General features: G+C 67.5%; 24 protein-coding genes. 10 read left to right on the top strand and 14 right to left on the bottom strand.

Annotated elements, in window-relative coordinates; translation table 11 throughout:
- Nucleotides 1–50: 50 nt before the first annotated feature.
- The 7 genes from AB0B25_RS12570 to uraD form a co-directional block, all read right to left on the bottom strand.
- Nucleotides 51–1,265 carry an aldolase/citrate lyase family protein gene (locus AB0B25_RS12570; RefSeq protein ID WP_357177560.1) on the bottom strand — a complete coding sequence of 405 codons (1,215 nt, stop codon included), beginning with the start codon at nucleotides 1,263–1,265 and terminating at the stop codon, nucleotides 51–53.
- The gene (locus AB0B25_RS12565) at nucleotides 1,262–4,060 is read right to left on the bottom strand and encodes a molybdopterin cofactor-binding domain-containing protein (RefSeq protein ID WP_357177756.1); all 2,799 of its coding nucleotides are present in this window, start codon (nucleotides 4,058–4,060) and stop codon (nucleotides 1,262–1,264) included. Before AB0B25_RS12565 ends, AB0B25_RS12570 begins: the two co-directional genes overlap by 4 nt.
- Nucleotides 4,060–4,908 (bottom strand): FAD binding domain-containing protein, encoded by an 849-nt coding sequence (locus AB0B25_RS12560; protein WP_357177558.1) that lies wholly within the window; start codon nucleotides 4,906–4,908, stop codon nucleotides 4,060–4,062. The genes AB0B25_RS12565 and AB0B25_RS12560 overlap by 1 nt, the downstream gene beginning before the upstream one ends.
- A gap of 1,121 nt (nucleotides 4,909–6,029) precedes the next feature.
- Complete coding sequence (locus AB0B25_RS12555; protein WP_357177556.1) at nucleotides 6,030–7,391, bottom strand: 8-oxoguanine deaminase; 1,362 nt, start codon at nucleotides 7,389–7,391, stop codon at nucleotides 6,030–6,032.
- On the bottom strand, nucleotides 7,379–8,284 hold the full coding sequence (gene pucL / locus AB0B25_RS12550; RefSeq protein ID WP_357177554.1) for a factor-independent urate hydroxylase: 906 nt from the start codon (nucleotides 8,282–8,284) through the stop codon (nucleotides 7,379–7,381). Before pucL ends, AB0B25_RS12555 begins: the two co-directional genes overlap by 13 nt.
- Nucleotides 8,285–8,291: 7 nt before the next feature.
- Nucleotides 8,292–8,609 carry a hydroxyisourate hydrolase gene (gene uraH / locus AB0B25_RS12545; protein WP_357177552.1) on the bottom strand — a complete coding sequence of 106 codons (318 nt, stop codon included), beginning with the start codon at nucleotides 8,607–8,609 and terminating at the stop codon, nucleotides 8,292–8,294.
- Entirely contained in the window at nucleotides 8,606–9,109 is a 504-nt protein-coding gene (gene uraD, locus AB0B25_RS12540; RefSeq protein WP_357177550.1) for a 2-oxo-4-hydroxy-4-carboxy-5-ureidoimidazoline decarboxylase, read from the bottom strand. The genes uraH and uraD overlap by 4 nt, the downstream gene beginning before the upstream one ends.
- 158 nt (nucleotides 9,110–9,267) lie before the next feature.
- On the opposite strand from uraD, the gene AB0B25_RS12535 reads away from it, so the two are divergent.
- The 3 genes from AB0B25_RS12535 to pnuC all read left to right on the top strand — a co-directional run bounded on the left by AB0B25_RS12535 (nucleotide 9,268) and on the right by pnuC (nucleotide 13,514).
- Complete coding sequence (locus AB0B25_RS12535) at nucleotides 9,268–9,867, top strand: nucleotidyltransferase family protein (protein WP_357177548.1); 600 nt, start codon at nucleotides 9,268–9,270, stop codon at nucleotides 9,865–9,867.
- A 13-nt stretch (nucleotides 9,868–9,880) separates the two neighbouring features.
- The gene (locus AB0B25_RS12530; protein WP_357177546.1) at nucleotides 9,881–10,918 is read left to right on the top strand and encodes an XdhC family protein; all 1,038 of its coding nucleotides are present in this window, start codon (nucleotides 9,881–9,883) and stop codon (nucleotides 10,916–10,918) included.
- Between the two features lie 1,909 nt (nucleotides 10,919–12,827).
- A complete protein-coding gene (pnuC, locus tag AB0B25_RS12525; RefSeq protein ID WP_357177544.1) occupies nucleotides 12,828–13,514 on the top strand; it encodes a nicotinamide riboside transporter PnuC in 687 nt (228 codons plus the stop codon).
- 27 nt (nucleotides 13,515–13,541) lie between these two features.
- Here pnuC and AB0B25_RS12520 read toward each other — a convergent pair whose 3' ends face one another.
- The 4 genes from AB0B25_RS12520 to AB0B25_RS12505 all read right to left on the bottom strand — a co-directional run bounded on the left by AB0B25_RS12520 (nucleotide 13,542) and on the right by AB0B25_RS12505 (nucleotide 17,543).
- Nucleotides 13,542–14,333 carry a DeoR/GlpR family DNA-binding transcription regulator gene (locus AB0B25_RS12520; RefSeq protein ID WP_357177542.1) on the bottom strand — a complete coding sequence of 264 codons (792 nt, stop codon included), beginning with the start codon at nucleotides 14,331–14,333 and terminating at the stop codon, nucleotides 13,542–13,544.
- Between the two features lie 180 nt (nucleotides 14,334–14,513).
- A complete protein-coding gene (locus AB0B25_RS12515) occupies nucleotides 14,514–15,413 on the bottom strand; it encodes a carbohydrate ABC transporter permease (RefSeq protein WP_357177540.1) in 900 nt (299 codons plus the stop codon).
- Complete coding sequence (locus AB0B25_RS12510; protein WP_357177538.1) at nucleotides 15,413–16,264, bottom strand: sugar ABC transporter permease; 852 nt, start codon at nucleotides 16,262–16,264, stop codon at nucleotides 15,413–15,415. Before AB0B25_RS12510 ends, AB0B25_RS12515 begins: the two co-directional genes overlap by 1 nt.
- A gap of 28 nt (nucleotides 16,265–16,292) precedes the next feature.
- Nucleotides 16,293–17,543, bottom strand: coding sequence for an extracellular solute-binding protein (locus tag AB0B25_RS12505; protein ID WP_357177536.1), 1,251 nt, complete (start codon nucleotides 17,541–17,543; stop codon nucleotides 16,293–16,295).
- Between the two features lie 158 nt (nucleotides 17,544–17,701).
- Between AB0B25_RS12505 and AB0B25_RS12500 the strand changes: the two genes are divergently transcribed.
- The 5 genes from AB0B25_RS12500 (at nucleotide 17,702) to AB0B25_RS12480 (ending at nucleotide 22,906) form a co-directional block, all read left to right on the top strand.
- Nucleotides 17,702–18,616, top strand: coding sequence for a sugar isomerase (locus tag AB0B25_RS12500; RefSeq protein ID WP_357177534.1), 915 nt, complete (start codon nucleotides 17,702–17,704; stop codon nucleotides 18,614–18,616).
- A gap of 109 nt (nucleotides 18,617–18,725) precedes the next feature.
- Nucleotides 18,726–19,799, top strand: coding sequence for an ROK family protein (locus AB0B25_RS12495; RefSeq protein ID WP_357177532.1), 1,074 nt, complete (start codon nucleotides 18,726–18,728; stop codon nucleotides 19,797–19,799).
- Nucleotides 19,796–20,944, top strand: a complete 1,149-nt coding sequence (locus tag AB0B25_RS12490) for an amidohydrolase family protein (RefSeq protein WP_357177530.1) — start codon at nucleotides 19,796–19,798, stop codon at nucleotides 20,942–20,944. The genes AB0B25_RS12495 and AB0B25_RS12490 overlap by 4 nt, the downstream gene beginning before the upstream one ends.
- Nucleotides 20,941–21,894, top strand: a complete 954-nt coding sequence (locus AB0B25_RS12485; RefSeq protein WP_357177528.1) for a 1-phosphofructokinase family hexose kinase — start codon at nucleotides 20,941–20,943, stop codon at nucleotides 21,892–21,894. The genes AB0B25_RS12490 and AB0B25_RS12485 overlap by 4 nt, the downstream gene beginning before the upstream one ends.
- 187 nt (nucleotides 21,895–22,081) lie before the next feature.
- Nucleotides 22,082–22,906 (top strand): class II fructose-bisphosphate aldolase, encoded by an 825-nt coding sequence (locus AB0B25_RS12480; RefSeq protein WP_357177526.1) that lies wholly within the window; start codon nucleotides 22,082–22,084, stop codon nucleotides 22,904–22,906.
- Between the two features lie 344 nt (nucleotides 22,907–23,250).
- Here the strand turns inward: AB0B25_RS12480 and AB0B25_RS12475 are convergent, their stop codons facing one another.
- Nucleotides 23,251–23,448 (bottom strand): DUF397 domain-containing protein, encoded by a 198-nt coding sequence (locus AB0B25_RS12475; RefSeq protein ID WP_357177524.1) that lies wholly within the window; start codon nucleotides 23,446–23,448, stop codon nucleotides 23,251–23,253.
- Nucleotides 23,449–23,456: 8 nt separating this feature from the next.
- Nucleotides 23,457–24,326, bottom strand: a complete 870-nt coding sequence (locus AB0B25_RS12470) for a helix-turn-helix transcriptional regulator (RefSeq protein ID WP_357177522.1) — start codon at nucleotides 24,324–24,326, stop codon at nucleotides 23,457–23,459.
- 195 nt (nucleotides 24,327–24,521) lie between these two features.
- Between AB0B25_RS12470 and AB0B25_RS12465 the strand changes: the two genes are divergently transcribed.
- Nucleotides 24,522–24,824 carry a hypothetical protein gene (locus AB0B25_RS12465; protein ID WP_357177520.1) on the top strand — a complete coding sequence of 101 codons (303 nt, stop codon included), beginning with the start codon at nucleotides 24,522–24,524 and terminating at the stop codon, nucleotides 24,822–24,824.
- A gap of 54 nt (nucleotides 24,825–24,878) precedes the next feature.
- On the top strand, nucleotides 24,879–25,319 hold the full coding sequence (locus AB0B25_RS12460; RefSeq protein ID WP_357177519.1) for a DUF4254 domain-containing protein: 441 nt from the start codon (nucleotides 24,879–24,881) through the stop codon (nucleotides 25,317–25,319).
- A 124-nt stretch (nucleotides 25,320–25,443) separates the two neighbouring features.
- On the opposite strand, the gene AB0B25_RS12455 is transcribed toward AB0B25_RS12460, so the two are convergent.
- A complete protein-coding gene (locus AB0B25_RS12455) occupies nucleotides 25,444–25,734 on the bottom strand; it encodes a DUF3349 domain-containing protein (RefSeq protein WP_357177517.1) in 291 nt (96 codons plus the stop codon).
- Nucleotides 25,735–25,738: the final 4 nt, after the last annotated feature.

The raw sequence follows: 25,738 nt of genomic DNA, 5'->3' as shown, positions 1-25,738 counted from the left end.
CCGACCACTCCTCAGTATTCATGCGGCAACCCATTCGTCCAGGTGGCCGTTCATCGTCTCTGCGGCGGAATCGCCGCGCGGGCGGCCAAAGCGCGCAGGACGGCCTCGGTCAGCTCTGGTGCGCCCGCGTCGATCCGTGCGCCGCAGTCGATTCCACGCAATACCGTGGCGGCCAGCGCCTCCGCGGTGGCAGGCTCATCCAGGACGCTGCCGCCGCGCCGGTTCAGGTAGGCCAGCAGGCGCGGCACTGCCACGTCGATCGCCGCGCGGAAGAAGTCGTAGGTGGCCAGCCATCGGGTGACCAGATGGCCGGGATGCATATCCCAACCTTGGTAGTAACCGTGCCGCAACGAGCGTACGACCAGACGGTGATGGTTGCGCAGCGCGGCTTCCGGTTCGGCGTCCGGCACGATCTGGGTGGATCCGTCGCACACCCACACCCCCGTCTGCGCGGCCGCTACCTGCATGACCGCCTTGGCGTAGTCGGCGGCCGGGTGGTCGAGTGCCTGGTGCGGTGCGGCGACACCACAGGCGGCGGTGTAGTCGTAGGTGCCGAAATGCAGTGCGCTGCATCGGCCGTCGGTCATTGCGATCATCTCGGCCACCGGTGCCCGGCCGTCCGCCGCGATAATCGCCTGCGGGCTCTCGATCTGTAGTTCGAACCGCAGGGCGCCCTCCGCGATGCCGTAGCCGCGCTCCAGTCCCGCGCAGAGTTGTGTCAACGCCGTAACCTGCCGCGCGGCACGAATTTTCGGCACCGTGAAGCGGAAGCCGTCCGGAACTCCGCCCGCGCTGTCGAGCACCAGTTCCAACGTACGCAGGGCACGGTTTCGCTCGCCGCCCGTCAGGCCCTTCATCCGAATACCACCGGCCGGGCCGCCGGGCTGCCGCGCCCACGCCGCGAGCACGCCGCCCGCCGCCACGGCCGCCCGGTCCTCCTCGGCGTCGGCACGGAAGCCATAGCCGTCCTCGAAGTCGATGCGCAGGTCCTGGACCGGATTCTGTGCCAGCCGTTCGCGAACGTCGGGCAGCGACCCGGTGCCATCGAGGGTTGCCAGCAGGTCACGGTGGCGGTCGAGCAGTTCCACCGCAGCCGCGCCCCATTCCCGCGGCGTCGCCTCGGTCACGCGATCAGCGGGGACATAGACGGTATGGATCGGCTGCTTCGTGCCGGTCGATCCCGGATAGCTATGCCGCAGTTGCGCATCGACCGCGTCGAGTATCGCGTCTATCCCGATGCGAACCTCCGCAGCCACCTTGGTCATCGCCGGCCCTCCTCCTGTATCGCACGCCAGACCCGATCCGCCGTCATCGGCACTCGAGTGAGGCGCACCCCCACCGCGTCCCGGATCGCGTTGGCCAGTGCGGGCGCGACCGGGTTGTACGGTGATTCGCTCATCGACTTGGCGCCGAGCGGCCCGAGTTCGTCAGTTGTGTCGGCGAAGTACACCTCGGTGCGCGGTACATCGGCGAACTGCGGGACGTGATAGTGCCGCAGGGTGCGCGTGGTCACCACCCCCGCATCGCTGCGCATGTCCTCGTACAACGCCGTGCCGACGGCTTGCGCGACACCGCCCTCCACCTGCCCTCGGCACTGCACCGCGTTCAGCACCGTGCCCGCGTCCGCGGCCTGGATCGACTGGAGAATGCGGATCGAACCGGTGTCGGGGTGCACAGCCACTCGGGCGGCGTGCACGTTGAAGCTCACCGACCTGGGGCTGCCCGCATGCTCACAGTGTGCGGTCAGTTCGCCGTCGGCCAGCAGGTCGTCCGCTCCGAGCATCCGGTCACCGCAGCGAACGCCGCCGGACTCGACCACGCAGTCCTGCTCGGGAACCCCCGCCAGCTTCGCCGCCCTGGCCAGCATCAGCCCGTGTAGCTCGCGCGCCGCCGCGTAGGTGGCTTTGCCCGCGACCACGATGCCGGTGGAGCCGAACGCACCGGTGTCATGGCCGACCAGGTCGGTGTCGGACTGCCGGATCACGATGCGGGACACATCGGTGTTCAGCGCGGCGGCGGCGAGCTGGGCGTGCACTGTCGTGGTGCCGTTGCCGAATTCCGCGGTGCCGACCCGGACCTCGCAGCGCCCGTCCGGCAGCAGCCGCGCGATCGCCTGCGATCGGTGTCCGCGTGGCGGAATAGTGGCGATCATCGCCACGGCCATGCCCGTGCCGACCCGCCATTGCCGGCCAGGAGATTGAAGGCCGTTGCCTCGCAGCAGCGCTCGCTCGGCGAGGTCGATGCACTGGCCCAGACCGTAGCTGCCGAACACCAGATCGTCCTTGTCCACCTCGGCGCCGACGAACGGGTCTCCTGGCACCACCACGTTGCGACGCCGGAACTCGAACGGGTCGATGCCGAGCGCATGGGCCAGTTCGTCCAGCGCCGACTCCACCCCGAAGATCACCTGGCCGAGGCCGTAACCGCGGAACGCGCCGGAGGGAACATTGTTGGTGTACACCGACTGTGCGTCCACCCGCTTGTTGGCGCAGCGGTAGATCTGCACCGACTCGCCGACACTGTGAAACATCACCCCCGCGCCGTGGTTGCCGTATGCCCCGGTATCGGCGAGCACATCGACAGCGAGCGCGGTGAGCACGCCGGTGCGGTCAGCGCCCGCCGTCACCGCAACCCGCATCGGATGACGGCAGGTGGCGGTGGTGAACTCCTCGGAGCGGGTGAACTCGTAGCGCACCGGCTCGCCGGTACGCAGGACGGCCAACGCGATCAGATCCTCGGCCAACATCTCCTGTTTGGCACCGAACCCGCCGCCCACCCGCGCGGCGAATACCCGCACTCGGGCCTGGGGCAGCCCGAACACATGGCACAGCTCGTCGCGCACCAGGAAGGGAACCTGCGTGCTGCACCGGATGACGAGCCGACCATCCGAGTCCAGCCAGCCGATCCCGCCGTGTGCCTCCAGGTGCACGTGCTGCGCGCGCGGCGAGTGCCAGACACCACGCACCACCTGCGCCGCGGCGGCCAGACCCGCTGCCAAGTCGCCGACCTCACCGTGCAGCTCGGCGACCAGATTCCGGTCGGCGTCCGCGATCCTGGACGAATCGGGTTTGTCCCCATGCAGTTTCGGCGCTCCCGTGCGCAGCGCCTGCTCCGGATCGAAGACGGCGGGCAAGATCTCGTAGTCGACTCGCAGCAATGCGCACGCGGCCCGGGCGACCCCCACGCTCTCGGCCACCACCGCCGCCACCCGCTGCCCGACGAATCGCATCGTGCGATCGAGCACAAAGGTGTCGTCGGGGTCGTCGGTCCGCTGCTCGTGCCGCGCGGTCGAGAACGCGACCGGCGGCGCGTCGGCGTAGGTGAGCACGACGCGCACTCCGGGAAGCGCCTCGGCGGCCGTGGTATCGATCGACCGGATGTACGCGTGCGGGTGCGGACTCGGCAATACCGCGAGGTGCAGCGGGACGGTTGGGGGCGCGACGGCCGAGGCGCCCGGCTGCGGATAGTCGTTCGCTGCGGGGGACGGTATGTCGAAGGTGAACGGTTCGGTTCCGGTGACGATCCGCGGCCCTGCCGGAGCGCTCACTCCGCTTCCGATCCGCCCCGCCACCCCGGGCGGGCGCGGAGAAGCATCGGCGGCGCGGGCGTCGTCGGGCGGCGCTCCCAGTGCCGCCGCGATCGCGCGATAGCCCGTGCAGCGGCAGAGGTTTCCCTTCATCAACTCGGCACGTTCCGCCTCGGACGCCCCGACCTGCCCTTCGGCCCCGGCGCCGAGGCCCGCGGCCGTCACGACCATGCCCGCGGTGCAGAAACCGCATTGGAATCCGGCGTTGTCCAGAAACCGTTGCTGCACCGGGTGTGGGTTCTCGGTCGTCCCGAGCCCGGACGCGGTGGTGACCACACGGTCCGCGGCGCGATAGGCGGGAACCACACAGGAGTGCGCCGGCACGCCATCGATCAGGACCGAGCACGCGCCGCAATCGCCCGCATCGCATCCCTTTTTCACGGCCGGATGGCCGCTGTCGCGTAACGCCGACCGCAGGCATTGCCCCGGCCGCGCGTCGATCGCGACCGATCTGCCGTCCACCTCGACCCGCATCATGATTCCCGCACCCGCAGTTCCGCGGCGACCGCGCGGGCGAGCAGCCCGGCGACGTGCCGCCGCCACTCCGGCGATCCGTGCGGGTCGTCGAACCACAGCGTCGGGTCGAGCGCGCCGACCGCCCCGGCGATCTCGGTGTCATCCGGCGCAGCAGCGAAATCCAGGACGATGGGTCGGACCGTGGCGGCGGTGAGGGTGACCGCACATCGACCATCCGGATCGCGCCGACCCAGCACGACGGCGCCGGACCGTCCGAGCGGAGCGAGCGCGATCTTCCGAAAGCTGGTTCGCGCCAGCAGACTCGACCGCGGCACCCGTATCGAACGCAGTACCTCGCCAGGCCGCAGTACAGTGTGTCCCGGTCCGAGGACGAGGTCCCGCAGCGGAATACGTCGATCGGAACCATCAGCCGCCCAGATGAGCGCGACACCGTCCAGCGCGGTCAGTGCGCCGAGGACCGCGCCAGCGGGCAGTGCGAGACACACGTTCCCGCCCACCGTGGCGCTGCGCCAGATCTTGTGTGAGGCGAGCAGTGCCCGGCAGGACGGCGCGAACAGCGCGGTCCCCGGCCAGCCCTCGCGTAGTACGGGCATCCCCAGCTCACGTCCGGGTGCCGCCCCGGCGAACTCGGCCAAGGTGCAGGTCGCGGCGATCTCCAGGCCGTCCGCGACGACTTCGAACGGCGGCCACCCCATGGTCGTAATGTCCACCAGCCGTTCGAGCTGATCCTGCGGCTCGGAAAACAGAAAGGTCCCACCGGCCAGAACCGCCGTCGACGCGCCGAGCATGCGCAGATCCGCTCGTTCGCGCGCCACCACCACCTCCCGGATCGTGTCCAGATCCACGTCTCACCCTCTTCCCGCCACTCCCGCCACGGTAGAGCCAGTCGATTGCCGCAATGTTGCGCGACACCGGCCGCAGATGTCGCGGCCGTTACCTCGTCACACTGCGAACACCGCGACCGCGCCCATTCGAACCGGTCGCGCCAGTCGGCATCTCCTCCGACGCGCCACACACACCCGCACCGACCCGAATACCCCGAGAAACCGAGCCGATCCCCGTCCCAGTATCCCGCGCATATCCTGACCTGGCATGAAAGCCCGGCAGCACCCGCGATCCCCGACACATGGGGACGAGGTTTTCGCGGTGCGGGAAATGGTCATGCCGTCTTCCATCCGGCCATGTACCAGATTTCTATACGGCAGGCCGCGAGACGCGCCATCCTGGGGGCGACTCGACCATAGCTCAGTAGCCAACCGTATCCGGTCGACCCGCATCACGACGTTTCGACGACTGAACGAACTGACAATCACCGCCTTTGTCAACGTATTCATGTGGCGGGCGATGTGGCACCGGTCAGCCACCATATGACTACCGGCGACGACTCTCGACGGTTGTCGGCAGCATCTGGGGTTTGCCCGGTCGGCGATCAGCCGGGAGCTTTCAGGGAATGGGCTACTCGGCCGCAGGAGCCCTCGAGCACGTCAGCGATTGGTGGACGCTGCTGATCATGCGAGTCCGACCTACCTCCGCGCGATGGGCGAACGCCCACCTCTGGGCGACTACATCCGCGCAATCCGAGGATGCCCCGCTGCCGGCTGGCCACCCGCCTATGTCACAGCCGGAGGCGAAGTCGCCTGTCACTGCGTCGAAAGTTGACATCCGTTGAGGAAAGCACTCACTGCCGCAGCCGGACCGATCGACGCCACCGACGCACCGGACGCCGTCCGACAAGCCTCCCGAGCACGAGCAATCTGTTCGGTGTCCGACGAGTCGCGTGAGGTGGCGTGGTCCCTCCGGACAAGTTCGACGGGTTGCCAATGGTCGCGAGCATCCGGCGCCGTGTGGACGACTGGCGTTCGGGGTGAGTGGCCGGCCATCCGGTAGGGCTGGTCCTTCCCGATCACCGCAGCTCACACGACAGAATTCGTACAGATGGCCTGCGGGTTCCAGTTCACCGGACAGATCATCCGGCTTTCGCGATCAAGAGGGCCTGCGCCCGCGCCACCTGCACGGCGACCGCATCCATCGCGACCGTGCACACCACACCATCGCGCACTACCGCACGCCCGTCCACGATCAGCTCGGCCAGCGGCGGGGCGGAGCCGAGGACGAGCGCGGTCACCGGGTCCTCGATCCCGGCGTGCGCGTCCGTATCCAGGCGCCATAAGGCGAGATCCGCCAGTTTGCCTACCTCGATGGAGCCGATCTCGCGGTCGCGCCCGAGGACGCGCGCGCCACCGATGGTCGCCAGTTCCAGCGCGGTGCGCGCGGTCATCGCATGGGGACCGCCCGTGGCCCGGGCGTACAGCAGGGCGTTGCGCGGCTCCTCGATCATGGAGCCGGATTCGTTGCTCGCCGCGCCGTCCACGCCGAGGCCCACCGACACGCCGGCCCGCACCAGATCGGCGGTGCGGGCGACACCGGCACCGAGGCGCGCGTTCGAGGTCGGGCAATGCGCCACGCCGGTACCGGTTCTCGCCAGGGCGGCGATGGCCGCGTCGTCGAGATGGACTGCGTGCGCGAACCAGACATCGGAGCCGAGCCAGCCGAGTCGCTCCATATATTGCGCGGGCGTGCAGCCGTAAACCTGCTCGCAGTAGTTCTGTTCGTCGATGGCCTCGGCCAGGTGGGTGTGCAAACGCACACCTGACTCGCGCGCCAGCGCCGCCGACTCGCGGAGCAACTCCGGCGTGACCGAGAACGGCGAGCACGGGGCAAGGGCGATCCGCAGCATCGAGCCGAACGACGGATCATGCCAGCGGGCTATGGCTTCCGCGCTCGACGCGAGAATGTCGTCCAGATTCTCCACCACGCGATCGGGCGGCAGCCCGCCCGTGCTCACACCGAGATCCATCGAGCCGCGGCACGGATCGAAGCGCAGACCCACCTCTCGCGCGGCCGCGATCTCGGCGCCGAGCATGTCACCACCCGCGCGGGGGAAAACATAGTGATGGTCGGTCGTGGTGGTACATCCGGTGCGCGCGAGCACAGCGAGTGCGCCGGTCGCCGCGATCCGAACCGCGTCCTCGTCGATGCCGGCCCAGATCGGGTAGAGCGTGCGCAGCCACTCGAACAGCGTGCTGTCCACCGCGAGGCCACGGGTGATCCACTGGTAGAGGTGGTGGTGGGTGTTGACCAGACCGGGGGTCAGCAGGCAGCCGCGGCCGTCGATGCGGCGCGCGCTCGGGTCGGGCGCCGGCGCGTCTCCCGCACCGACCTCCTCGATCCGGTTGCCGCGCACAACGACATGACCGTGCCGGTATTCAGTGCGCTGCGCGTCGACCGTCGCGATCGCACACCCCTCGATCACGGTCACCGGGTCCATGCGAGACCCGCTTCCGGTGCGTCGGCTCGCGCGACGGTGGCATGGATCAAGCCGTAGGGACGGTCGTCCGCGTGGTAGACCTCACCGCGGTTCTCGATGCCGAATCGGGCCAGGTCGTAATCGAAGTGGTGGTTGTTCGACGCCGCCAGGCGGATCTCGGCCAGTACCGGATACGCCGTCAGCGCGGCCTTGCCCATCTCGAACAATGTCTGCTGCAGCGCCTTCGAGTGGTGCGTCGCGAACGTCCGCACCAACTGCGCCCGCACCCCGGCGTAGACCTCGTCCCAGGCGACGCGGTCGGCGGCGGCGAAACGCCACTGCGCGACCAGCGAGGCGGCCAGCACCCGATCATGCGTCGGGGTGAGCACGGTGAATTCGTCGGTCAGGAAGTCGGCGAACTCCGAATCGGTCGACTTCAGGATGGTCAGCAGCTTCACCCCGCCGACGACCCACGCCGCGCGGTCGGCGCCCTTGCCTGCCACGGTGACCGCCGCCGTGCGCACCTCAGGACCCTGCCGTACCCAGGTGTGGTCGTGCTCGGCGCCCCCCACCGACACCCGCTGCCAGACGTATTCGTCGACCTCGACGCGCGCACTGGTCACCGGCTCGATATCGGTGACGAAATGATCGGCCAGCGCGAGCGCGTAGTCCTCGATCGTTCGCAGTCCCGGTCGCTTCGCGTAGGCGTACGCGGTCTGCTTCTGCGTATCGGTGGGCAGTACCTTCGCCTGATCGCCCAAGACATAGGCGTCGGCGAAATCACCGCGCAGCATGGTGGAGACATTCACGTCGCGAATCTCATGCCGTGCGGTCTCCCGATAGATCCGGACAATCCGGTTCTCGGACTTGCCGTATCGGTATTCCGACAGCACGATCGGTCCGGTCAGTTCCATGCTCGGCTCAGCTTCCTCGGTAAGTGGAAAAAGCGAAAGGCGACAGCAACAAAGGGACGTGGTAATGCCGCTCGCCGGTAACGACGAACGCGATGGCGACCTCGGGGTAGAAGGTTTCGATGTCGCGCCGCGCGAAATACGCGCCGGTATCGAACACCAGGCGATAGGTCCCCGGCGCAAGCGCCGCACCGAACTGACCGATCCTGCCATCCGCGTCGGTCACGCCCGAATCGAGCTGCTGCGCTGGCCGATACAACGTCACCGTGACGCCGACAGCGGGCACACCGGACACCGCGTCCAGCACATGGGTGCTCAGCGTGCTCATGGCTGGCCCGCCAGCAGACCACCCAGCCTGATCCGGTTGATCTTCGCCAGTTCGGCACGAACGACGCGTCTTTCGACCTCCGGGGTGTTGCGCAGCCGGTCTGTGAGCAGTGCGAGCAGCTCCTCGGCCGACTTGCCGGTCGCACACACAAGGTAGATATGCCCGAACCGTTCCTCGTAGGCGTGGTTGCCCTTGGCCAGCGCCGTCCGCACGTCGTCCGTGGCAGTCGTCACCTCGGCCTGCTCACGCGCCGAATCCAGCGAATCCGCCCGCTCCCCGATCCGGGGGTGTCCGGCCAGGGCCAGATCTATCTCGGACTCGGGCAGCCGTGCCACCGCGGCGTCCGCGGCATCGAAGAACACCCGGATGCTCGGGTACGGGCGGCCCGCGACCAGCGAACGCGCCACACCCGGCGAGGAGCAACAGGCGAGCAGCACCTTATACGCCACGTCCTCGGGCATCGCGTCGAACGCCGCGAGGCCCGGTTCCTGGTCTGCCATCGGACCAGCATCGAACACGACCTGCCCTACCGCTGCCCGAACGCATGAGATCGCCTTCGGCGTGTCGCCTGTGGGCGGGCAGCCGCGCAGCCCGCTGAGCACCAGATTTACGGTTTTACCCCGTGCGGAGCAGACCGCGCGGTACTACCTTCATACCCATGTCGCCCCCTGATCGCCCGGACATCTCCCCAGCGTGCGCGGGAATCGTGCTCGCCGCGGGCGCCGGCACACGCTACGGGCGACCCAAGGTCCTCGCCGAAGGCGGCGCCTGGCTGCGGGCCGCCGTGCGGGCATTGCGGGGCGGAGGCTGCGATCCGGTGATCGTGGTGCTCGGCGCGACCGGCCCGACGCCCGAGATCGTCGATCTCCCGCCTGATGCCGAGCACGTGTGGGCGGCGGACTGGGCCACCGGACTCGGCGCCTCGCTGCGGGCCGGTCTCATCGCCGCGGCGCGCACTCCGGCGCGCTATGTCGCGATCATGCCGGTGGACACACCCGATGTCGGCGCCGACGTGGTCACCCGGGTGACCACCGCCGCGTTCGCGGCGCCGAGCGGTCTCGCACGAGCTGTGTTTCACGACCGGCCGGGCCACCCCGTTGTGCTCGCGCACCAGCATTGGAAGGCGGTATACGCCGCCGCCGTAGAAGATTTCGGAGCGCGCACCTATTTGACCGGTAAGGGCGATATGGTGTGCGTCACGTGCGACGATTTGGCGACGGGCGTCGATCGTGATTTCCCGGCCAGGACCGCACGGTGATCGGAGCTGGCTGATGCGGGACATCATCGACGACCTGCTGCGGGTGTGGCATTCGGGCCGGACCGGCGGGCTGGCCACCGTGGTGCGCACGGTGGGCTCCGCGCCGCTGCCGGTAGGTTCGGCCATGCTGGTAGATCCGATGGGCGGCGTGTACGGTGCGGTCACGGCGGGCGGGCTGGAGGAGATCGCCTACGAAGCCGCGCTGCAAGCCGCACGCACCGGCCGGCGCGCGCTGCACCGCTACGGTGCGGCGACCGGCATGGAGACGGGCCCGAACGGCGAGGGCATGATGGACGTCTTCACCGAGCCGTTCTCCCGGGTGCACTTCCCCGAATTTCCTGATGTCGCAGCCGAGATCGCCGCCCACCGCAGGGTCACCGTCTTCACGGTGGTGTGGAATTCCGATCCCGATCTGATCGGACAGCATCTGATCACCGACAAGAAGCACGCCACCGAGCTGATCGCACTTCCGGATGCGGATATGTTCGTCGCCTCCTACGCTCCGCCACCTCGGCTGATCATCTTCGGCGCCAATTCGTTCGCCGCCGCGCTCACCGTGCAGGCCAACCTACTCGGCTACCGCGTCACGATCTGTGACTCGCGCCCCAATTTCGCTACGCCGGAATCTTTTCCGGGCGCTGAGGTCGTCGTCGACTGGCCGCACCGGTACCTCAACACGCTGTCCGCTGCCGGGGAAATCGACCGCAGCACGAGCATCGTGCTGCTCGCACACGACCCCATGTTCGAGATTCCACTGCTCACCGTCGCGCTGCGGCTACCCGAACTCGGTTATCTCGGCGCGATGGGATCCCGCCAAGCGCACGCCCGGCGAGTAGAAGACCTGCGGGCGGGCGGGTTCAGCGACGAGACACTCGCCCGCCTGCATGCACCGGTGGGTGTCGACCTCGGCGCGCGGACCGCGCCCGAGTTCGCGGTCGCGATCGCGGCCGAGCTGCTCGCCGCGCGCGCCGCACAACCCCCACGACCCCAGGACCCGTACAGCGGGGAAATTCCGGTGACGTCGAAAGCCGCCGTAGGGCTTGGGATCTGATTCCGACGCTATCGCCTGCCCGGATCGGCCGAGACCTGTCGGCCGATCCGGGTACGGTTATCCGGTGGTTTACCAGCGTGCCTCGCGGTAGTGGGAGTCCCACGCGGCGGTAGACCGTCAGACAACACTGGTGCGCCCAGGACCGCGTCGTCGAGGTCGAAAGCCGCCATCCGTGCGGGGAGGTTGTCGGCGAGGTTGTTGATTGCGTGGTGGAGCTGCTGCTTCGTAGCGGTGACAGCGGAGGCGTCGAGTAGACCGTGGGCGAGGCACCACGCGGCATGCCGATCGAGATAGCGCAGGGCGAAAACGTCACGCACGGCGGCGATCTCGACGTGTTCGGATTGCTTTCGAGCAAGTCCAAGGCGTACTCGGCGCAATGGGCCTCGGCGACGTCGAGCACGTCCGGAATGACTGCCAACCTCTCCGCGAGCGCGGGAGTGGACAGGTGCGGTTGTGCCTCTTGCGCGATCGTCAGAACACGGGCGGTGAACACGCGGTCGTGCGGGTCGGCGGGGTCGTGCAGGACGGGCTCTGGGGGCGGGTGACGGGAGTTGTTTGGCCAGTATGCGGCCGGCGACGGAACGAGGACATCGCAGTCGCCCTCGCCGGTGATGGCGGCATGACAGACGCCGAGGTAGTCGGCGACCCGGTTGGCGCTGAACATGCCTTGTGCACCCATCTTTATTCGACAGTGAGTGATCGTGTCCAACGCATGCAACTGAATGAAGTACTTGGCCAACATCACCGTGACGACGGTGTCGGGGTCGGTGAGATCCGCGCCGGCAAGGAATGTCTTGATCGCGTTGCCGTAGACGGTGCGGGCCACAGTGTCTGCCAGATCGGTGAGCAGGGTGTCTCGCACGTGCGGAATGTCGAGCATTCGCGGTCGGTCTACCGCTGTCATCGGTACTACCCTGCCGGCGGCGTAGCGCAAGGAGATACAGAGCGCGGCGCGGGCCGAGGCATTCAGGCAGGACGACAGCGCCATTCGGCCGACGGTCAGCTGGCTGGTGACCGAGGGGAATGCCCGCCGTCGACTGTCCTCGTCGCGCCAGTTCAGCACACCGTTGGCATCGATGGTGGCCAGGCCGGCGCTCAGCCAGGCGCCGCGCTCCATTCGAAGGTTGTCGAAGCTGATGATCGCGTTGTCCATGATGACCAGCGACTGGCGGCCGAGCCGGGTGATCGTCACGCCGGGACATGGATCGCCGTTGGCATCGCGCAGCCGCGCCCTGAACAGTTGCACGCCATGATCGGTGCCCGCCCCATCGATGAGCCGCGCGGCGATGACGCAGACTCGTGCCACCGGAATGCCGACGCTGGGCAGGAACTTCCGCGCTCGCGGATCCGGGGTGTCGAGCAAGAACCCGTCCCAGGTCGCGGTGGTCTGCATGAACCCGATAGTGGAACCGCAGCCGTACTCGGTCAGCAGCATGTTCTCGATGCCGGAACCGTCGTCCAGGTCCTGCAGGCGCGGCAGAGTCGGGATCGGTCAGGGTGGCCAGGCTGCCCGAGGCCGAGTTGTAATGTCCGGAGATCAGCGGAACCAGGTCCGTCGCCAGCGCTGCGGACCAATCGAACGCTGCGAACAGACTGGGTGGATCGGTCGCGACAGCGGTGGAGGTGCCGAGTTCACCACGTATGCAGATCCACGGAGTCCAGCGCCCGCACCGTTTTCCGCCCGACCCGGAAGGACTTGGTCAAACCGCTGACCTGGATTCCGGTCCCCCGGTGGTGCCGATTTCCGTGCTCATGACGGTCACCCTACGAGAACCCGGTTGCGCCGATATTGCCAATCGCGGCGCCAGATTGCGCAATCGTCACGCTTCGCGCCCGGCGGCGTGGCCGCATGTCGAATCCGGGCGAGCCGATTCGGATGAGATCCGCCCCGCCGCTGGTTGCACAGCAGATGAACCCGATCCGTACGCTGCTCGACGCCGAACTGCACGTCGCGGGCTCGCAGATACTGTGGCGCGAAGTGATCGGCAACGGATTCGGCCTGGCCTCCGCGATCGGCGGCATGCGCAGAAAGGTGTGGGCATGGCCGATCGGCATCGCGGGGAACGCCTTGCTGTTCACGGTGTTCGTCAGCGGGATATTCCACACGCCGCAGCAGCTGAACATGGCGGGCCAGGCCGGGCGCCAGTTGATGTTCATCGCGGTCAGCGTCTACGGCTGGTGGAGCTGGTACCGGCACGCGACCACGGCGAGCGGGCTCGAGCATCGCGGCGTCGATCCGCGGTGGGCCGGCGCCGGCGAACGTCTCGCCCTCGTTGCCGCTATGCTCGCCGGCACCGCGGTCTTCGCCCTCCTCTTCGAGCGACTCGACTCCTATGGCCCGTGGGCCGAAGCCTGGATCTTCACCGGGTCGGTCCTGGCCACCTATGGCATGGCGCGCGGGCTCGCGGAGTTCTGGTTGCTCTGGATCGCGGTCGACATCGTCGGTATTCCGCTGCTTGTGCGCGCCGGGTACTACCCGTCGGCCATCCTCTATCTGGTCTACGCCGGCTTCGTCGCCTGGGGGTTCCTGGTCTGGGCGCGCTCTATACGGCCGAGCCCCGCGCCGCAGCGGCCGCTGGCGACGGTTGCGGAATAGTCGCCGTGGCGTTGCGGGCTCGAGCTGCTACACCACGTCGACGCGCACCCCGGCCGCACGGATCGCGGCCACCGCCGCTGGATCGGCGTCGGTGTCGGTGACCAGGATCTGCACCTGTTCGATGCCGCAGATCCGAGCCAACGCCGTGCGCTCCAACTTGTCGGCGGTGGCTACCACCATCACGTGCCGCGAACGCCGCACCATTTCGGTGGTCACCCCGGCCTCATCGATGTGCCTGCACTGCGCACCGCCCTCGGCGGAGATCGCGTTCACGCCGAGGATGAGTTCGTCGAGCCGCAGTTGGGCCAGCGCGCGCTCAGCCAGTGGCCCGTGCAGTTCGTAGGACTCCCGCCGCGCGACACCGCCGAGGACGATCGTGCGCATGTGCGGTCGCAGCACCATCTCACCGGCGATATTGAGCGCGTTGGTGACGATGGTCAACTGGTCGTCGCCGGACATCCCGAGATCGGTGCGACCGGCCAGCGCCCTGGCCACCGCCGTGGTGGTGGTTCCGCCGTTCATCGCCACCACCGCCCGCGGATCGACAAGGGACGCAGCGTGTTCCGCGATCCGATGTTTGGCCTCACCGCTGGTCTGACGGTAGCGAGCGGGCAGGTCGTAGGCGACCGTGGTCGCCACGACGCCACCGTGCGTCCTGGTCGCCAGCTGCTGTTCGGCCAGGGCGGTGAAATCGCGGCGCACCGTCGCGGCGGACACACCGAGCCGCTCGGCGGCGTCCTCTACCGAGAGCCGCCCGGATTCGGCGAGCAATTCCAGCAGCCGGTTCCATCGTTGCGGTCGATCCGTCGACCCGGTCATCTCACACCCTCCGGTCCGTGCGGACGACCTGATGTTTCTCCAAGCACGCGAACAATATGACCACAGCCACGGTACCGACCGTAGAGATTCGCCTACGGCGATACCGAGCCGGGCTTGCGAGCGCGTCGGGGAAACGCGGAATACTCCGCAGTGCGGGCCGTTTGCCGCGCCGCGTTCGTGTTACTTGACGCTTCCGGCGGTCAGTCCCGCTACCAACCGTTTCTCGATGAGCGCGAACAACACCACCACCGGAATAATGCCGACGGTGGAAATAGCGAACACGTACTGCCACGCCGTGTCGTACTGACCGACGAACTTGGTCAGCGCCACCGACAGCGGCTGGTTCGCCGGCGTCGTCAACACGACCAGGCTGGCGGCGAACTCGTTCCAGCACGCGACCACCACGAAGATGGTCGCGGTGACGATGCCGGGCCAGACCAGCGGCAGACTCACCCGGACCAGCGTTTGCCACCGGTTCAACCCATCGAGCAACGCGGCCTCCTCGATCTCCACCGGGACGGCGGCGAAGAAGCTGTGCAGGATCCACACCGCGAACGACAGGTTGAATGCCGCGTTCACCAGGATCATCGCCAGCCAGGTGTCGTTGATGCCCAGCGTGAAGAACTGCCGGATCAGCCCGGTGACCAAAACGGTCGGCTGCAGCATCTGGGTCACCAGCACCAGACCGAGAAAGACCGCACGCCCCGGAAAGCGATGGCGTGCGGTGTAATACCCGGCCGGAATCGCGACGATCAACACGAGCGCGGTGGCGCAGGCCGAGATGACGACCGTACTGACCAAATTGAACGGCAGTGGCGTCTCCGGGGTGCCCCACATCGTGGCGTAGTTGTCGAGATGCCACTCCCGGGGCAGGTAGGTCGGCGGGATACGCAGAATCTCGGCTCTGCTCTTCAGCGAGCCGAGCACCATCACCACGAACGGCAGCAAGAACATCGCGGCGATCACGATGCCGACCGCGGTCAGTTCCCAGCGACGCCGCCTGGTCCGCGCGGGGGTGACCACCGGCTCCGCCGCCCCGATGTCCTGCTCGATCCGCGCCACATCGGCCGGCGTGGTCATCAGTCCACCTCCTTGGTCGGCCGAACCACCTTCACGTAGATCGCGATGATGACCACGATCAGCGCGAAGTTCAGCACACTCATCGCGGCGGCCGTGTCGATCTGCTGATTCTGCCGAATCAGCTTGAAAGTCAGCGTCGTCGTGGTGTCCGCGGAGAACCCCGCGATACTTCCGGTGATGACCTGCAGGATCGGCAGCGAGTTGAACGCGTTGATGATGTTGATGATGGTCGCCACCGCGATCGCCGGCCGCAGCTGCGGCAGGGTCAGATGGCGGTAGCGTTGCCACGCGCTCGCACCGTCGACCCGGCCGGCCTCATCGACTTCGGCCGGAATCGCCTGCAACCCGGCCAGAATCGTGTACGTCGTGAACGGTATGGACACGAACACCGCGACGCAGATCGCCACGAGGAATGCCGGCGTCGGCTGTTTGGTGAAGCCGTACCCCCGGTCCAGCACGCCGATGTCGACCAGGAACCGGTTGGCGATGCCGACGTCCGGGTCGAGCATGTAGTAGAAGATCGTCGTGGTCATCACGACCGACGCCGCCCACGGGATCAGGATCGCCATCCGCACCGCGGTGCGGCCGGGGAAATCCTTGTTCAGGAACTGAGCCAGCGCCGCGGAGAGCAGCAGCGTGATCAGCACGACGCCGACCACCCAGATCACGGTGTGCACCAGGACCGAGCCCAGCTCGGAGATCCCGAACAGCGTCCGGTAGTTGCCCAGCCCGGCGCTACCGCGGTCCTGGCCGTAGGCACTGAGGTTCCTGGTGCTGGTCCACACCATGTAGCAGGCGGGGAAGGCGACGATGGCCGCGATCAGGACCAGCGATGGCCCGATCCACGGCATCGCCGCCAGTATTCCTCTGCGCCGCACGCTATTTCGCGGCTTCCTGGATTCGCTGCAACACCTGGGCGGGATCCGCGCCTTGAGCGATGGTGCCCATCTGCTGACGGATAGCGCCCTGTGCCGCGGCCCACGCCGCGTTGTTGCTGGGGTAGAACTTGGCTACCGGGAGCGTCGCGGCGAATGCCTTGGTCACCGGGTCGTCCGCGAGCAGGGCGGTCGCGCTGTCGGTGATCGGGATGAAGCCCTCGTGGCGCACGAAGTTCGCGTACACCTGGGCGGAGTAGAAGTAGTCGAGGAATTTCTTGATCGACTCGGTCTTCTTGCCGTCCTTCTTGAAGGCCATCAGATGGTCGGCCACGCCGAGCGTGACCGGTGCACCGGTCTTCGTCGGCGAGGGAGCGGTCGCGTACTGCAGACCCGGGTTCTTCGCCGCGATCTGGCCGATGGTGGGCGGCAGACCCTCGATCATGCCGATCTTGCCCTGGATGAAGGCGTTGATCACGTCTTTTCGATCGGTGGCGCCCGGATTCGGCTGGGTCACACCGGCGTCGATCAGCGCACGCATAGCCTGCACACCCTCCAGATTCTGCGGCGTGTCCACGGTCAGCCGGTCGCCGTCGGCCCAGGAGCCACCCGCACCGAAGGTCCAGATGGACGTCTCACCCTGGGCCTCCTCGCTGCCGAGGGGCAGTCCATAACCGGACACACCGCCACCGAGCGCCTGGATCTTGCCGGCCGCTTCGGTCAGTTCGGCCCAGGTCTTCGGCGGTGCGGCGACGCCGGCCCTGGCGAACAAGTCGGTGTTGTAGAACAGCGTGCGGGTCGAGGCGAACAGCGGGAGCGCGTATTGCGTTCCGTTCAGCGAGGCGTTCTTCGCGAAGCCGGGCTGGATGTCGGTCAGCACCGACGCGGAGACGATGTCGGCGGCCGGATACAGCATGCCGTCGCCCGCGAAGCTGGCGTAGGCGTCGATGTTGAGGATGTCCGGGGTGGTCGACGTCGACTGCAGTTTGGTGCGCACGACGTCGTTGATCGAGTTCCACGATTCCATCTGCAGATCGACGGTGACGCCCGGGTTCTGCTTCTGGAACTCGGCGATGATGCCGTCCCAGAGGGCCTTGGTGCCCGTGGCGCCGTCGCTGTAGGCGGGGGCGAGGAAGTTGATCGTGGTGTCGGAGTCCGCGGCCTCTTTCGAACCGAAACCGCAGGATGAGAGCGCCAGCGCTAGGCCGGTGACCATCGCGACTCCGGCAAGAACGCGGTGGAGTGGTCTTTTCACGAGCAGAACCTTTCAGATTTTCACACCCGGCGCCAGCGAACCGCCGATGATGAGAGGACGTACCGTCCGTGCTGCCAATCTAGCCCGAACGGTGATCACATGTGACCGATTTACTTGTAAATTTGACATGAACGATCACATAGGGTGATCCTGTCCCTGTGCCGATCCCCGCCGAGCCCACCCCAGTGACACATCTGGCCACCGAGGTCGCCACCCAGCCCGACGACTGGGAGCGCGCCGCGACCATCGCCGCCGACCACCATGCCGCACTTCCCCAACCGGGTGAGCGCGTGGCGGTAATCGGTTGTGGCACTTCACTTTTCATGTCTCGCACAATCGCCGCGCTGCGCGAAGGCGGCGGACACGGGATCACCGACGCCTGGCCCGCGAGCGAGGTGCGCGGCGGTCGCGACTACGACCGCTACCTGGTGATCTGTCGCTCCGGCACCACCACCGAAGTGGTGCGGGCGATGCGGGACATCCCCGCGCACATCCCACGGGCCGTTATCTGCTCCAGCCCCGGCACCCCCGTCCTCGAGCTGGGCGACCCGATCCTCATCGATCAGGTCGACGAGGAGTCGGTAGTGCAGACCCGCTTCGCCACCACCGCCTTGGCGATCCTGCGCCGGCACCTGGGACACGACCTCGAACCGGTGATCACGCAGGCGCGCGCGGTGCTCGCGCAAGACCCCGCGACATCACTCGCCGAGGTACGCGGGGCCGAGCAGATCAGCTTCGTCGGCATGGGGTTCGCGGCCGCCATCGCCGACGAGGCGGCGCTCAAACTGCGCGAATCCTGCCAGTCCTGGACCGAGGCGTACCTGGCGACCGAGTACCGGCACGGCCCGATCAGCATCTCCGCCCCGGGCCGCGCCGTCTGGGCCTTCGGGCCACTGCCGCCGAATTTCGCCGACGATGTCGCCGCCACCGGCGCGCATCTGGAACATCGTGCCATCGACCCGATGGCCGACCTGGTGCGCGTGCACCAACTCTGCATCCTGCGTTCGGCCGATCTCGGTCTCGACCCCGACCATCCGCGCGGACTGAACCGCTCCGTGCTCCTCGAGCCGTGATGGTCGCGGCACGGTGCGCGCGGCGCCGGGCAGTGGCTCCCGAGCCCGGGCCGCGCAGTCCGCGCCGCGAGCTGCCGTGCGGTCCATGACGGAAGCTACTGTGCCGAGCATGGGAACCCCACCGCCGGAGCCGCCGACCCCCTCCGGCACGATCAGATCCGATTCGACCAGCCCGGCCGATCTCGTGCGCGGCACCGACCAAACGCGCGCGAAGCCCTCGCCGACACCGGGTGCGGCCGCGACCGCATCGCGACCGGTCGTGCCACTACCCGACGACGCGCTCGTCCTCGGCCTGGATGTGGGTGGGACCACCATCAAAGGCGAGGTCTCGGATACCTCGGGCACAGTGCTCGCGACGGGAACCGTCGCCACCCCGTGGGGCGAGGCCGCCTTCGACGCGATGGCCGAACTCGGCGACCGATTGCTCGCCGAACTGTCCGGAGCACAGCGCCGAAGGGTCGGCCGCGCGGCAGTGGTGTTGCCCGGCCTTGTCGATACCGCGAACTCGATCGCGGTGTTCAGCAGCAACGTCGGGTGGCGCGATGTGTACCTCGGCGATCGGTTCACCCGACGCTGGGACCTCCCGGTCCTGCTCGAACACGATGTCACCGTGGCGGGCTGGGCCGAATCGCGATTCGGGGCCGGCAGCGGACACGACAACGTGTGCGTACTCATTCTCGGCACCGGAATCTCCGGCACACTCACCGTGGGCGGACGACTCGTGCGCAGCCATTACGGGCAAGTAGGCGAGTACGGTCACGTGCCGGTCCGGCGGGCGGACGGAGTGCCCTGCCCCTGCGGCAATATCGGCTGCGTGGAGACCGTGGCGTCCGGTGCGGCGATGTCGCGCGCCTACACTCGTCACACCGGACGCGAAATATCCGGCGCCGCGGAGATTTTCGCTCTGATCGCCACTGATCCGGACGCGGCGGCCGTGGTCGAGGACGCCGTGGACGCCTTGGCCGACGGTCTGGTCGGCATGGTGCACGCCACCTGTCCCGAACTGATCGTCCTCGGCGGCGGGCTCGCTGGAGCAGGCGCCGCCCTCACCGAGCCGCTACACCGAGCATTGGCTGATCGGCTGCGCCTGGTTCCCGCGCCACGGGTCGTGCTCGGCGAGTTCGGTGTCCGCGCGGGTCTGGCGGGCGCCGCACTGTTCGCACGACAGGGGACGCTCGAGTGACGCCGACCATTCGCGGGCGCATCGTGTCGACGAGTTCGATGCTGGACGACGGCGTGGTGTCGATTACCGGTGAGCGCATCGCTGCCGTGCAATCGTTCGCGCAATGGCGAACCGCGCATCCGGACGCACCCGAGCCGACGTTCGCCGGGATCGTGCTGCCCGGCCTGGTGGACATTCACAACCACGGCGGATTCGGGTATCGGTTCGACACCGTGGACAGCGCCCACGCACGGGCGGCGGCACAGGCCCACCACGCCCATGGGTCGACCACCGTGGTGGCGGGCGTGGTCACCGCGGCCGCGGTGGACATGGTGGCGCAGACCGCCGTACTGCGGGAATTGGCCGAGGAAGGGGTGCTCGGCGGCATTCACCTCGAGGGTCCCTTCTTGTCGGCGGCCCGGTGCGGGGCGCAAGATCCGCAATTTCTGCGCGACCCCGATCTCGAGCTGACGAACCGACTCCTGTCCGCCGCGGGCGGCCAACTGCGCGTGATGACAATGGCGCCGGAACGGCCCGGCTACGCCGCTGTCGCACGCCGACTGGCCGACCACGGAGTGGTGGTCGCGCTGGGCCACAGCGACACCGATTACGCGTCGTTCCGGAAGGCATTGCGTCCCGATGGCTTCGGTGGTCTGGTCACGCACTTGGCGAATGGGATGCCGCCCCTGCACCACCGCGGTCCCGGTCCGGTCGGCGCGAGCCTGGTCGCGGCGGCGGCCGGGCACGCGATCGTGGAGTTGATCAGCGACGGCGTGCACGTCGATCCCGGATTCGCCGCGCTGGTGTTCGCGACCGCGCCGGGGCGGGTCGCGTTGGTCACCGACGCCATGCAGGCGGCGGGGCTCGCGGACGGCGAGTACCAGCTCGGTCCACGGTCGGTGACGGTGCGCGACGGGGTGGCGCGAATCGCCAACGGTTCGATCGCCGGCGGCGTCAGCACGCTACTGCGGTGTGTGGCGCGAGCAGTACACGATTCCGGTGTTCCGCTGTCGGCGGCGGTCGCGGCGGCCACCTCGACCCCGGCCGCGGCGCTCGGACTCGCCGATGTCGGTGACCTGCGGGCCGAGTATTTCGCCGACGTAGTGATCGTCGATGACCGTCTCCAGTTGCGCCGGGTGCTCAGACGTGGACAGTGGGTGTCGTGATCCTTACCGTGACAATGAATCCCGCGTACGACATGACCTACCGGGTCGAACGCTTCGAACGCGGGCAGGCCCACCGGGTCCGTTCGGTGGAGCAGCGCATCGGCGGCAAGGGCATCAACGTGACCCGAGTGCTGAATCAGCTCGGCAAATACGCCAGGGCGACCGGGTTCTCCGACTACGCCTTCGCGGCCGCCGCCGAGCTGGAAATGCCGGTCGACTTCGTGCACGCGCTACCCTGGGTGCGCCGCACGGTGGTGATCAGCGAGTCCGAGGACGGCACCGCCACCGCACTGTGGGAACCGGGCGCCCGGGTGTCCAATCCGCATGCCGCAGAACAGTTGGCGGTGCGCGTCGCAGGTTTGCTGCCCGATATCGATGGCCTGGTCATCTCCGGATCATTACCCGGCGGCATCGAACCCTCGCTTCCCGCCGAGATCGCGCGGACGGCGATCGCGGCCGATGTGCCCACCATCTGCGATGTCGACGGCGAGGCACTGCGCTTGGCCACCGAGGTGCCGGGGATCGTGCTCATGCCGAACGAGACGGAACTGCAGCGTCTCACCGGCATGACGCCGAAGACCGAGGATGAGGTCGTGGCCGCCGCCTACCCGCTCATCGACCGCGGTGTGCGCGCGGTCATCGCCACGCGCGGCGCGGAAGGCATGGTTTTGGTCACCGCCGATGGCGCCTGGTCGGCCGTCTTGCCTGAACCGCTCGCCGGAAATCCCACCGGTGCGGGTGATTCCGCCACCGCCGCGGTAATCGCCGCACTCTCCGACGAACCCGACCCCGACTGGACTGCCATCCTCACCGACGCGGTCGCCACCTCCGCGGCCTCCGTCGTCATCCCGGTGGCCGGTGAGTTCGACCGCTGCCTGCGCGCCAACGTCGCTCCCACGATCCGAGTCGAGCAATTGGACCTCCCGACTTCGCAGGGCACCGCGCCATGATCACCGACAGCGCCGAGCCGATCAGTGACCGCCATCGTCCCGGCGGCCGGTCCGATGGCGCGCGCACCGGCGCATTCGAATCCGTTTACACCGCACCCGATGACCGCGCTCGAATCGCTTCCTTCCAGGGCAACCCCGGCAAGCATGGCGAACCCGCCGAAGCCGAACGGTCGAGGAGCCGCGCGCTATGCCATTGACCGCGGTTCCCGATCTGATCGAAGCAGCGCGCCCGGGTGGGCTCGGCGCGTTCAATGTGATCACCTTGGAACATGCCGAGGCTATTGCGGCCGCTGCGGAGTCGACGGAAAAGCCCGTGGTATTGCAGCTCTCGGAGAACACGGTGAGCTATCACGGTGGCATCGCCCCGCTCGCGCTGGCCTGCCTGCACATCGCCGCCGAGAGCCGCGCCACCGTCGCCGTCCACCTCGACCATGCCACCACATTCGAATTGATCACCGCTGCAGTCGATCTCGGCATCCGATCGGTGATGTACGACGGTTCGGCCCTCGACTACCCAGACAACGTCGCGGCCACCGCCGCCATCACCCGCTGGTGCCATGATCGCGGCGTCCATATCGAGGCCGAACTCGGCGAGGTCGGTGGCAAAGACGGCGCACACGCCCTCGGCGTTCGCACCGATCCCGACGAGGCCGCCGGATTCGTCACCGCCACCGGCATCGACGCGCTGGCGGTCGCCGTCGGCTCCTCGCATGCCATGCACACCCGCACCGCGGAACTCGACAACAACCTGATATCCCGCCTGGCGGCGAGCGTTCCGGTCCCGCTGGTCCTGCACGGGTCTTCCGGCGTCCCCGACAATGGCCTACGCGCGGCCGTCGACCACGGTATACGCAAAATCAACATCGCCACCCGCCTCAACGTGCTGATGACCGCCGCCATCGGCGCCACCCTCGCCGACAACCCCACCCTGTCCGACCCCCGCAAATACCTCGGCCCCGCCCGTTCTGCCATCCAGTCGGAAGTCGAGCGTTTCCTGCGCCTGCTCGCCTGACCGAACCGTCCGTCGTGACGAGCGGCCTTCTTCGATTCACGGTGGCATTCGCCACGAAGCGCACCCAGCGTCGGGCTTTCTCGCGTCTCGCCACAGCCATGTCATTCGGTGGGCCGGTTGCGGCCGGCGGCGCGAGCGAGGGAGTCAGCGCCGCCGGCCGGCGGGAGGTGGATCAGGGCAGTTGTCCACCGGTAGAGCTGTCGGAGCCGATCGCTTCGCACCGACGGGGCAAGCCTCGCTTGCTCACCTGAGTAAGCGTTTCAACCACGCTGAGAGTCAGCTGGGAACCGCCAGGAGTGCGATTGACGGATGCGACGATGGCCGTGGGCGACGCGGGGGTCCGGCTACGAAAACTCAGCCGCCCGAATGGCTGTCGTGAATGCGGACCATTGGGTCGGCGTGACGACCAGAACCGGCCGGATAGCGGGAAGGCCAGCAAACTTGCTGTCGCGGACGAGGACCCGCTCACCGTCGAAGCACACCTCGACGCAGGTCTGGCTGTCATTGGAGTACGAGGATTTGAACCAACCGGCGCTGCTCACCCGGCCGACTATAATCCAGCCGCGGCCTCCCGGATCAACGCCGAGGACTCGGCCGGAGACAGCGCCACCGACCACGCTCGCTCGAAGACGAAACCCAAGTCACGCACTGTGGTGTCCTTTCGGCTCTCGCCGTCAACCACGATCTGGCCGAATACCGCCGATTCGTACCAGCCCAGCGTCGGCAACCGCGGGCTGGCGAAATCCAGCAAATGGTAAGTGGAACTCGCCGGAACACTGTCCGCGACCGTAAACGGGATGACCCGCACGTCGAGATTCGCCGGATGCGACTCCGAGAGGTCGGCCAGGTGGAGGAGTTGTCGCCGCAGCACGCCGGGACCGCCGATCTGCTGACGGAGCGCGGCCTCACCGATCACCGCCCGCAGTGCGACCGGACTGTCGCCCGACAACCGTTGCTGCCGGAGAAGTCTCGCGTCGACACGCTGATCGACTTCGATCGCCGGCACTGTCGCTCCCGACGAAAGCATCAGTGCCCGAATGAACTCCTCGCCCTGCAGAAGCCCCGGCATCATGACGCTTTCGTATGTCCGGATCGATTCCGCTCCCCACTCCATGCCGTAGTAGCGCAGGATCTCATCACCGAACAACGCCGAATATCGGCTCCACCAGCCGCGCCCCTTGGCGGTCTCCCGTAGTGCCAGCAATTCGCGCTGTTCGCTGGGATCGATCTCGAGAATGTCCAGCAACTGTTCGAGCTTGGCCTTCGGAAGCAAGTTGCGCTCGTTCTCGATGTGCGACCAGTACGCAGCCGATACATCGAGCGCCCTGGTGAGCGAAGCGGCGCCGATCCCCAACTCCAGTCGTCGCTGCCGAAGCCGCAGTGCCAGCTCCCAGCGCGCAACCGCAGGTGATGGGGCCATGCCTCGCACAATACCGCTGATAGTGATAACAGCCGACAGCCGACAGCCTGTGACGACAGCGGACCGTGACGACACCTGAGAATGACGCGACACCACTTCCGTATCTTGACTTGTATACTTTACAATAGCCGAGTTCCACTGTCGCACATCACAGGCGGGGGCTCTGCTGCCCGCACGGCGGATCGGGGGGTTCTGGTGTCGGTGCACGTCATCGACCGGGCTTGGATGGTGAGTGATCGGACGCCGCATCAGGCCCGGCGAGTCAGTGAAGACGCATGGGTGGTGTCGTATCTGCGCGGTCGGATGTTGACCACCGAGCAAGCGACGGCCGCGATCCAAGCGGCCGAGGCGGTTTCGCTGATGCACGAGCTCGCCAGCCGCATAGGGCTCACCGCGCTGGAGGCCTTCGGCCTGGCCGTGATCGAAACACCGTGGAATACCGGGCCGTCCCCACGTCGGCGCCGATTGCCGCGACCAGGTGGGCGGCATCGTCGATGACCTCGGCCCTAGTTCGCCGTCCCGAAAAACCAAACGATCCAGGGGGTCACCGCAGTGGAACCGCTGCCGTCCAAAGAACGTGTCCTGCAGGCCTGTCGCGTCGCGCCGCACGGCGATCATCCGCTCCTGGAGTCCACACACCTACTCGCCGTGCTGCACGCTCGGCGGCTGCACACCGAGCCGGGCGAGCGCACCGATATCGACCAGCATCGAGCCCGAATCGTGCTGAGCATCGACCGTTGGATCGCGACCGAGGTGCCACTCCCGCATGGCGGCGCTCATATGCACACCGAAACCGTCGGCACGGTGATCGACCGCCTCGCCCAATTCTCGCGGTGCGCGCACGAAATCCTCACCGTCGCACCCGAATGGGCCGTCCACGACGCATGGGAACGTCTCGCCGAACTCGCACTCGGCTACGAAGACCTCGCCTACGAAGTCTCGGCGGGCCTGCGCCGGCTCCCGTATCTGAGCGGACCCCGAAATCACCGATGAACCGTAGGGCATGACGAGCCGTAGACGAGTTGGTCGCATATCGACGGGGCGCCAGGAAGGCACTCACACACCTTTACTCGGTGCGACACGGTCAGAATATCGTCACTCCGTGACTCCGACCGAGCTAGTCCTCGCCTGGGTCCGGCCAGGCGTGGGTCTCCAGACGAGTGCGCACGCGAGTCACATCCGCTTCGGACGGCAGGCTGTTGGTGATCCTGGTGATCATCACCTGGATGTCGATCTTGTCGGTGTGCAGGTCGCCGGACCCGGCCAACTCGGTGGCAATCCGAGCCACCTCCTGATCGGAGAGACGGCGGCGTAGCAGGGCCAGCAGCGGGATGTAGTCGGATTCCGGGACACCATCCGGATATCCGGCCCGTAGCCATTCGATGATGGCATTCAGGAAAGGTGGCATCGGC

This window comes from Nocardia sp. NPDC049190 (assembly GCF_040648115.1).
Classification (GTDB): domain Bacteria; phylum Actinomycetota; class Actinomycetes; order Mycobacteriales; family Mycobacteriaceae; genus Nocardia.
This window is presented reverse-complemented; position numbering and strand designations above follow the sequence as displayed.